The organism is Candidatus Brocadia sp., from assembly GCA_021646415.1.
Classification (GTDB): Bacteria; Planctomycetota; Brocadiia; order Brocadiales; family Brocadiaceae; genus Brocadia.
The window spans coordinates 26457-33771 of record SOEU01000031.1; the positions used below are offsets into that span (position 1 = coordinate 26457).

Sequence of the window (7315 nt, forward strand, 5' to 3'; positions counted from 1 at the left end):
AATGCAATCCCCTCGCCGCATCACCAGTCCTCTTCCATCGCATCCACGATACTTTGAGCAACTTTTACAAATGCCTCATTACCGGAAGAAGTGAGTGTTTCGCTTCTGCGAACGATAAATTCTGTAGGTCTTTTGATGTTTCTCCGCTCAACAATGGTCCTTCCTGTCCTCTTATCTACCCATCGAATTTCGATTGACACCGTAACCCGGCTTTCAACGATATTATCCTCCCTGTCTTCAATCAATACATTCTCGTCAACACCCGTGATCCTCCCAAACAAGATGGAATCTGCCTCATCCTTGTCAACAATGTTAAGACGCGTTCTGAGTAATAGCTGGTCACGAACTGCCTTGGTAAGGTCAAACTCATATCCTCTCCGAAAGGTATTGTTGTCAAAAATCGGGATATAGATACTCCGGACATTGGAACGGAGTAACGATTTTGAAGAATAGCCGCAACTCACAATAAAAATAGTAAAAAGTACCAACAAAGCGAGGTAAGCAAAAGACGTTATCGTATTACCCTGGAAAAAGTTTTTTTTAAAAAAGTTTTTTACCTCCCCATATCCCCTCCTTGCGAAGGAGGGAAAAGAGGGGTGGTCTATTTGGATGCAGTTGTGTCGTGTTATGTATTTACGTTTTACCATATGGTCTGATAATAGGTGTTTAAAGCAATATTTCAACATAGTTAATTGTACTTCCTCTATTTTATTGCCTCAATCATTCTCAGGAACTCAATCCTTTCGTTAGCCCTCTCCGCCCATATTGTATCCGGAAAATCAGCCTTAACATATTCAAAATACATGACGGCCGAAGCAGGTTTTTTCACTCTCAGATAAAACTCTCCAATGTTAAATTCCCTTTCCGCCTCAATAATTCTTATTTCTTCAATCATTCTCTTTGCATCCTCTGCATGGATACCATGTGGATTTGAGACTAAATATTCTTCAAAGCCTTCCCGAGCAGATATCAGGAGGCCATAATTGCGTTCCTGTTGCTTCTCATGATAAACTTTTGAAAGCGGTATCTGGTATTGTACGTAAGGAACCCATTCACTCTTTGGATAATTTTCCAAAAACTTCTCATAAGCGTCAAGGGCTTCTTCATATTGGCCAAGTTTAAAGTAACAATCCGCTATTTTTACCTGTGCGTCAGAGGCAATAGGTCCTAAATGATGCTTTTCTATAATCTTTTCGAAAACACTTATCGCCGCTTCCTCATTCGTATCCATCTGTGCAATGCCGACCTGATACTCCCGCCTGAGTATTTCCTCTGTCCTTTTTGTCCCCGGATATTTTTGTAAGACCTTCTCATAGGCCTTCAGAGCCCTTTTGTAGTCACCGTTGAGAAAATAGGCCCATCCAACATTTATCTGAGAAGCTTCCGCATATTCAGAATCAGGGGCGATATTCACAATCGATTCGAATTCTTTTACTGCAATGGTATACTTTTGTTCAACCAGAAGAGAAAGGGCATATTTGTAACGTTGATCTAATGTAGAAATTGCAGTAGAAGGAGACTCCATCCAGCCCGTCTCCTTATTCCATACCCATTTTCCATAGGAAGAAGTCGCCGTCATACAGAATATGATACCTGCAAGAAAAAGATATTTTAATTTCAGCATGTTATTCACTCAGAATATCCTGTTAGATCTTGATATATTTCCAGGAATTTAGCCCTTTGTTTAAGAGAGAACTAATATAATATCTCAGCATCTTTTCGATTTCAACACAAATAGATGATTGTATCCTGACACGTTCTAATCTCTGCAAATTAATATCCACGAATCGACCGGCAATGCGTATTGCACCAGCAGGAACAACAATCCCGTTTTTAAATTTAACCTGACATTTCCTGCACAATACCCCCCCTTCTCTACCGTTAAAATGTACTCCGGATACCTGCGGAATGCTGTTTTTACAATTCACACAACACCCCCATTCAGGCAAATAACCCAGGACCTTCAGCATTTTTATCTCAAAGGCTAACAATGATATCATCGCATCGGTATCCGTTGCTATTCCTGCCAGCGTGTTTGCAAAAATATCAAAGAGTTGTTCACTGGGATCATTTTCCCCGGTAAATTCATTAACGAGTTCTGCCGTACACGAAGCCATATAGTATCTATCCAGGTCGGTTCGTAACAGGGGATAATTATTTTGTAAAACGGCCTCAGTAAGGGTATGAAGAGACGTATGCGCTTTTTTAATAAAGAGAATTTGATAGTATGTCAACAGGTCGACTGCTTTCGAACTGTACCTTCCCGATGTACGCTTGAATCCTTTTGCAAGGGTCTGGATCTTACCGTAGTCACGGGTATAGAAGGTAATTATCTGACTGGAATCGCTGTAATCTGTCCTTCCCAGTGCAATCGCTTCTGTTCTGAAGATGGACATATTTTTATGTAAGTGACCGTTGTTCAGTTCGGCCGGGGAACGCTATAACCAAAATTCGACAACAGTTCTCCTTCTCTCTGATGCATCTTTTTCGCATCTCCTTTCTGTTTGTCGTCGTACCCGAGCAGATGCAATAAACCATGAACCAGATAAAGGGCAACTTCCCCTTCAATTGAATACCCATGTTTTTGCGCTAGTTTAGCAGCCATTTCAACAGAGATGATAATTTCGCCGGTAATGTTACTTTTGAGGGAAGACTCATGATAATGAAAACTCAGTACATCGGTGGCATAATTATGTCCCAGGAAAGTTCTGTTAATTTCTTTTATCCTTTTGTTATCTACAAAAACAACACTGAGTTCTGCATTTTTCTCCTCTCTCTCGGCTTTTAGAACGCCGGTAACAAGTTTTTTTATCTTGCCTTTATCAATAGGATAAAATTTTTGCAGGTCTGTAATCTCCAATTTCACAGAAATTTTTCGCATCGTTATGATTCATACGCATCAACAATGTCCTGAACGAGCTTATGCCGGACAATGTCGGCTTTAGTCAGATATACAAAAGAAATGTTGTCGATGTTCATCAACCTTTCCTGGACATCAATTAATCCGGACATCTCCCCGGCAGATAAATCAACCTGTGTAATATCCCCCGTTACCACCACCTTCGATTTAACACCCAGTCTCGTTAAAAAAGTTTTCATCTGTTTTACGGTGCAGTTTTGCGCCTCATCCAAAATGATAAAGGAATCATTCAGCGTTCTTCCGCGCATATAGGCAAGAGGGAGAATCTCTATCAGGTCAGTTTCCAGATATTTTTTTACATGCCCGACATCCATCATATCTGCTATGGCATCATAGAGCGGGCGCAGATAGGGATTTACTTTGGCCTTAATATCGCCGGGCAAATATCCGAGCTTTTCTCCTGCTTCTACGGCCGGTCTGGCAAGCACAATTCTCCTGATACGGCCAGTTTTCAGAAAAGAGAGGGCCATGGCTACCGCCAAATAGGTCTTTCCCGTGCCTGCAGGCCCTATGCAAAAAACCAGATCATTTTTTTTAATTGCTTCTATGTATTTCGTCTGGCCATCTGTCTTTGGTTTTATAAAGGCGCCCCGTTGGAAGACGTCAATCGTTTGGGTGGTACCCTCACCTGGCTCGTTTTTTGCATCAACAATGGCTTGTTCCACGTCCTCTAGATCTAATCTTCCCGTAGAACGAACGATTTCCAGCAATCTGTTCAATACCTCTTTGCTGGTATCTACCTGTTCTTTTTCTCCTTCGAGTTTCAGGAGTCCATGACGGGCTACTAATTGTACATGAAAGGCGTCCCTGACAAGGCGCAGATGCCGATCGTGACTGCCATACAGGACGGATGCTTCTGCGTCGTTTTCGAGGATGAGTGTATTTTGATAGGTGAGAGGTTCTTGAAAATATTCTTTCTTTACAGGATGTTTTTGAATTTTAACTTTTTGATTCATACTAAACTAATTTAAAAAATACGAAGAAATAATACGCAACCGGCATGCTGACCAATAAACAATCAATGACATCCAGCACCCCCCCAAAGGCAGGTACCAGACGGCTTGAATCTTTTACATTCGCATCCCGTTTGAGAAGTGATTCTGCCAAATCACCCAACAGAGCAGAAAAACCCACGGTTACCCCAAACAACAAAGACCACGGCAAACTCATCACCCTCGCCTGCGGGGCGAGATTAAAAATCAGTGCTATTAAGATACTTGAAAAAAGTGAAAAGCAGGCGCCCTCTATCGTCTTATTCGGACTGATAACCTTTGCCAGCTTGTGTTTCCCATATTTTCGGCCAAATAAATAGCCTCCAATGTCACCAAACTTGGAAACGAGCAAAACCAGAATTACTATACAAAGACCATTAGGGAAATGACGCAAGGCGATGGCAAAACTCAGGAGAAAGACCACGTAGAAAATACCGAATAGAGTTACCGCAATATTTTTTATGGCATCTTTTGTATTACGGGTAAAAGCCTGGATTAACAGGAGCCAGAAGATGAGGATGACGATGGTTTCATGCCGGAAAAAATGGTAATCAATGCCAGAATTTGTGCGTATAGATAACCAATATGACACAGACAACCACACACCTGCGGCAATACCGGATATGCGAAATGGAGAGAAACCATTCTTGCTCGCAATATGGTAAAATTCATTTAAACCAATTCCACCAGCCAGGATAGCCAAACACCCGAAACCTATATCTGTGGAATAAAGAGAGTCTAATACAAGAATGCCAAAGAACATCGCGAACAGAATAACGCCGAATATGATCCTCGTTTGCAACGTACTCACTCTCGCAACCCACCAAAACGGCGCTCCCGGCGTGCATAGTCTTTCATCGCTTCCTCAAGATGTTCCTTCCGAAAATCTGGCCAACAGATTGGGGTGACCCAAAGCTCTGTGTACGAAATTTCCCACAAAAGAAAATTACTTACCCGCATCTCACCACCCGTCCGTATGAGTAAGTCTGGGTCCGTCATTTCACCTGTATATAAAAATTTTTTAAAGGTCTCCTCCGTAATTTCTTCTAAACCCATCTTTCCCGTTTTAACACTTTTCGCAATATTTTTTGCCGCATCGACAATCTCGGAACGCCCGCCATAATTGAGTGCAAGACAGAGAACCATCCCGGTATTATTCTTGCTTTCTTCTATGCTGATAGCCAGTTCTCTCTGCACATCTTCCGGAAGACCGCTTATCCGGCCAATCGCCGTTAAACGGATATTATTTTCTTCAATCTCTTTCCGTTCCTTGATGAGGAACTCTTTCAGGAGTTTCATCAATAAATTAATTTCCCTCTTCGGTCTTTTCCAATTTTCCTGGGAAAACGCATAGAGCGTAAGCTGTTTTAAATTTTTTTTCGCGCATTCACGCGTTATTTCTCGAACAGACTCAACCCCTTCCTGATGACCCCGGATTCTTACCAATCTCCTTCGCCTTGCCCATCGTCCATTCCCATCCATAATAATCGCAATGTGGGAAGGTACATGCCCATTTCCACTCATACGAGATTCACAATCTGACCACGGTCCGGACCAACAGAAAGCATTTCTACCTTGATACCCAAAATCTCTTCGAGGGTATTTATGTAACTCTTCGCTTGCGAAGGGATATCTCTTATATTCTGCATTTTTGAGGTATCTTTCTGCCAACCGGGCACTTCCTTGTATACCGGCTGACAATCGGGTCGTGCTGCCAAATCTGTGGGAAACAGGTCGTATACTTTATCATCAAATTTATAGCCTACACATATCTTTATCGTTTTTTGTTCATCCAGCACATCCAGTTTTGTCAAAACAGCACCATCTACACCATTCACCATTATTGCATGCTTTACAGCAACCGCATCAAACCAGCCGCACCGTCTGGGCCTCCCTGTAGTAGCACCATACTCTCCCCCTTTTCTCCTTAAGTACTCACCCAATTCATCATTTAATTCGGACGGGAAGGGACCGCTGCCAACCCGTGTCGCGTAGGATTTCATTACGCCGAGTACCTTGTGTATCTGTTTGGGGCAAATACCCGTGCCAACCGCCGCACCACCTGCCGTAACGGAGGATGACGTGATAAAGGGATAGGTGCCAAAATCCACGTCGAGCAATGAACCCTGGGCACCTTCGAATAATATCTTTTTTTTGGCCTTTATGGCATCATCCATAAACACTACCGTATTGCATACGAATGGCCTTATCTGCTTTGCATACTCGCAATACGTATCGTAAATATCCTCCCACGATAACGCATCTGCATCATACAAACGCACAAACATCTTGTTTTTTTCCTCTACAACCTTTTTGAGCCTTTGTTTAAAGTGCTCAGGATGGTAAAGATCGGCTACCCGTATACCAGTACGTGCCATTTTATCGGTATAACACGGCCCGATACCCCGGCGGGTCGTACCAATCTTTTCATCGCCCTTTTCGGACTCAGAAAGTTCATCCATTTTTTTATGATAGGGAAATACAAGATGTGCTATTTCACTGATGCGAAGGTTATCGCCTACTTCTATATTTTTTTTCCTTAATTCAGCGATTTCTTCCAATAATTGAAGGGGATCCAGGGCTACTCCGCTGCCGATGACACAACATTTGTTTTTCCTGAGGATTCCCGAAGGAATGAGATGCAATATGAATTTTTCGTTGTTTACGATAACTGTATGACCTGCGTTGCTTCCACCCTGGTATCTTACGATTATATCAAACGATTCCGTAAGTATATCGATGATCTTTCCTTTACCTTCATCACCCCACTGCAATCCGACAAGGCAGGTATTAGAACCCATAGTTGAATTTTCCATAAAAATTTGGCAAAATCCTCCGAATTCGTTGGGAAATAAGCTTTTAAAGAATTATAAAAAATGGGGTTGGGAATGTCAAGGGAATAGACTTTTAAGGCCTGTATGAGGATATTCTGAAGAAAGCAAGGACATGAAAACTAATGGGGGTGAGGGAAAAAATGGCATTGTAAAAATTAACTTGATCGTATAGGAATTTTCACCTGAAAATACCTCCCCCTTGTCATTCTGAGTGAAGCGAAGAATCTCTTTTATTGCTCAGGGTGACATTTTTAGCATTAACCCTGTCAGGGTTTTAAACCCTGACAGGGTTGACTCACGAATTTCGTGCTTCGGATTTTGTCTTTTCCGACTCGTTCGGGGTAGGGTGTTTTATGGACAAACTTGCCTGAATGGCTTTCAGTATATATACTCAAAATGCTCACAAAACGTGATTTTTATACAGGGTGGCACGGACAAACGGACAGACTGTGCCAAATGAAACTGTTCTTTGACAAAAAAGTTTGAAAAAGAAACCCTAGCAGGCACTATTTTTCAAAAGCGAGTTGTTTCAAGCTGAAATAATATGATAAGTGACTATCGATATCACA

Annotated in this window: 8 protein-coding genes; all 8 read right to left on the minus strand. The window is 42.0% G+C overall.

Annotation, left to right across the window (positions count from 1 at the left end):
* Positions 1-20 precede the first annotated feature (20 nt).
* The gene (locus E3K36_16235; GenBank protein ID MCF6156742.1) at positions 21-686 is read right to left on the minus strand and encodes a hypothetical protein; all 666 of its coding nucleotides are present in this window, start codon (positions 684-686) and stop codon (positions 21-23) included.
* Positions 687-703: 17 nt separating this feature from the next.
* Complete coding sequence (gene bamD / locus E3K36_16240) at positions 704-1633, minus strand: outer membrane protein assembly factor BamD (protein ID MCF6156743.1); 930 nt, start codon at positions 1631-1633, stop codon at positions 704-706.
* Between the two features lie 13 nt (positions 1634-1646).
* Complete coding sequence (recO, locus tag E3K36_16245; GenBank protein MCF6156744.1) at positions 1647-2396, minus strand: DNA repair protein RecO; 750 nt, start codon at positions 2394-2396, stop codon at positions 1647-1649.
* A gap of 23 nt (positions 2397-2419) precedes the next feature.
* Positions 2420-2881: an rRNA maturation RNase YbeY gene (ybeY, locus tag E3K36_16250; protein MCF6156745.1), complete on the minus strand. Its 462-nt coding sequence runs from the start codon at positions 2879-2881 to the stop codon at positions 2420-2422.
* Between the two features lie 2 nt (positions 2882-2883).
* Positions 2884-3741 (minus strand): PhoH family protein, encoded by an 858-nt coding sequence (locus E3K36_16255; GenBank protein ID MCF6156746.1) that lies wholly within the window; start codon positions 3739-3741, stop codon positions 2884-2886.
* A 136-nt stretch (positions 3742-3877) separates the two neighbouring features.
* On the minus strand, positions 3878-4723 hold the full coding sequence (locus E3K36_16260) for a hypothetical protein (protein ID MCF6156747.1): 846 nt from the start codon (positions 4721-4723) through the stop codon (positions 3878-3880).
* The gene (locus E3K36_16265) at positions 4720-5436 is read right to left on the minus strand and encodes an isoprenyl transferase (protein MCF6156748.1); all 717 of its coding nucleotides are present in this window, start codon (positions 5434-5436) and stop codon (positions 4720-4722) included. Before E3K36_16265 ends, E3K36_16260 begins: the two co-directional genes overlap by 4 nt.
* Positions 5433-6728 (minus strand): adenylosuccinate synthase, encoded by a 1296-nt coding sequence (locus tag E3K36_16270; protein MCF6156749.1) that lies wholly within the window; start codon positions 6726-6728, stop codon positions 5433-5435. Before E3K36_16270 ends, E3K36_16265 begins: the two co-directional genes overlap by 4 nt.
* Positions 6729-7315: the final 587 nt, after the last annotated feature.

Excerpts from the sequence above, each read along its gene's own strand:
- E3K36_16235 (MCF6156742.1), bottom strand. The coding sequence starts at position 686 with ATGTTGAAATATTGCTTTAAACACCTATTATCAGACCATATGGTAAAA.
- recO (MCF6156744.1), bottom strand. The coding sequence starts at position 2,396 with ATGTCCATCTTCAGAACAGAAGCGATTGCACTGGGAAGGACAGATTAC.
- ybeY (MCF6156745.1), bottom strand. The coding sequence starts at position 2,881 with ATGCGAAAAATTTCTGTGAAATTGGAGATTACAGACCTGCAAAAATTT.
- E3K36_16265 (MCF6156748.1), bottom strand. The coding sequence starts at position 5,436 with ATGAGTGGAAATGGGCATGTACCTTCCCACATTGCGATTATTATGGAT.
- E3K36_16270 (MCF6156749.1), bottom strand. The coding sequence starts at position 6,728 with ATGGAAAATTCAACTATGGGTTCTAATACCTGCCTTGTCGGATTGCAG.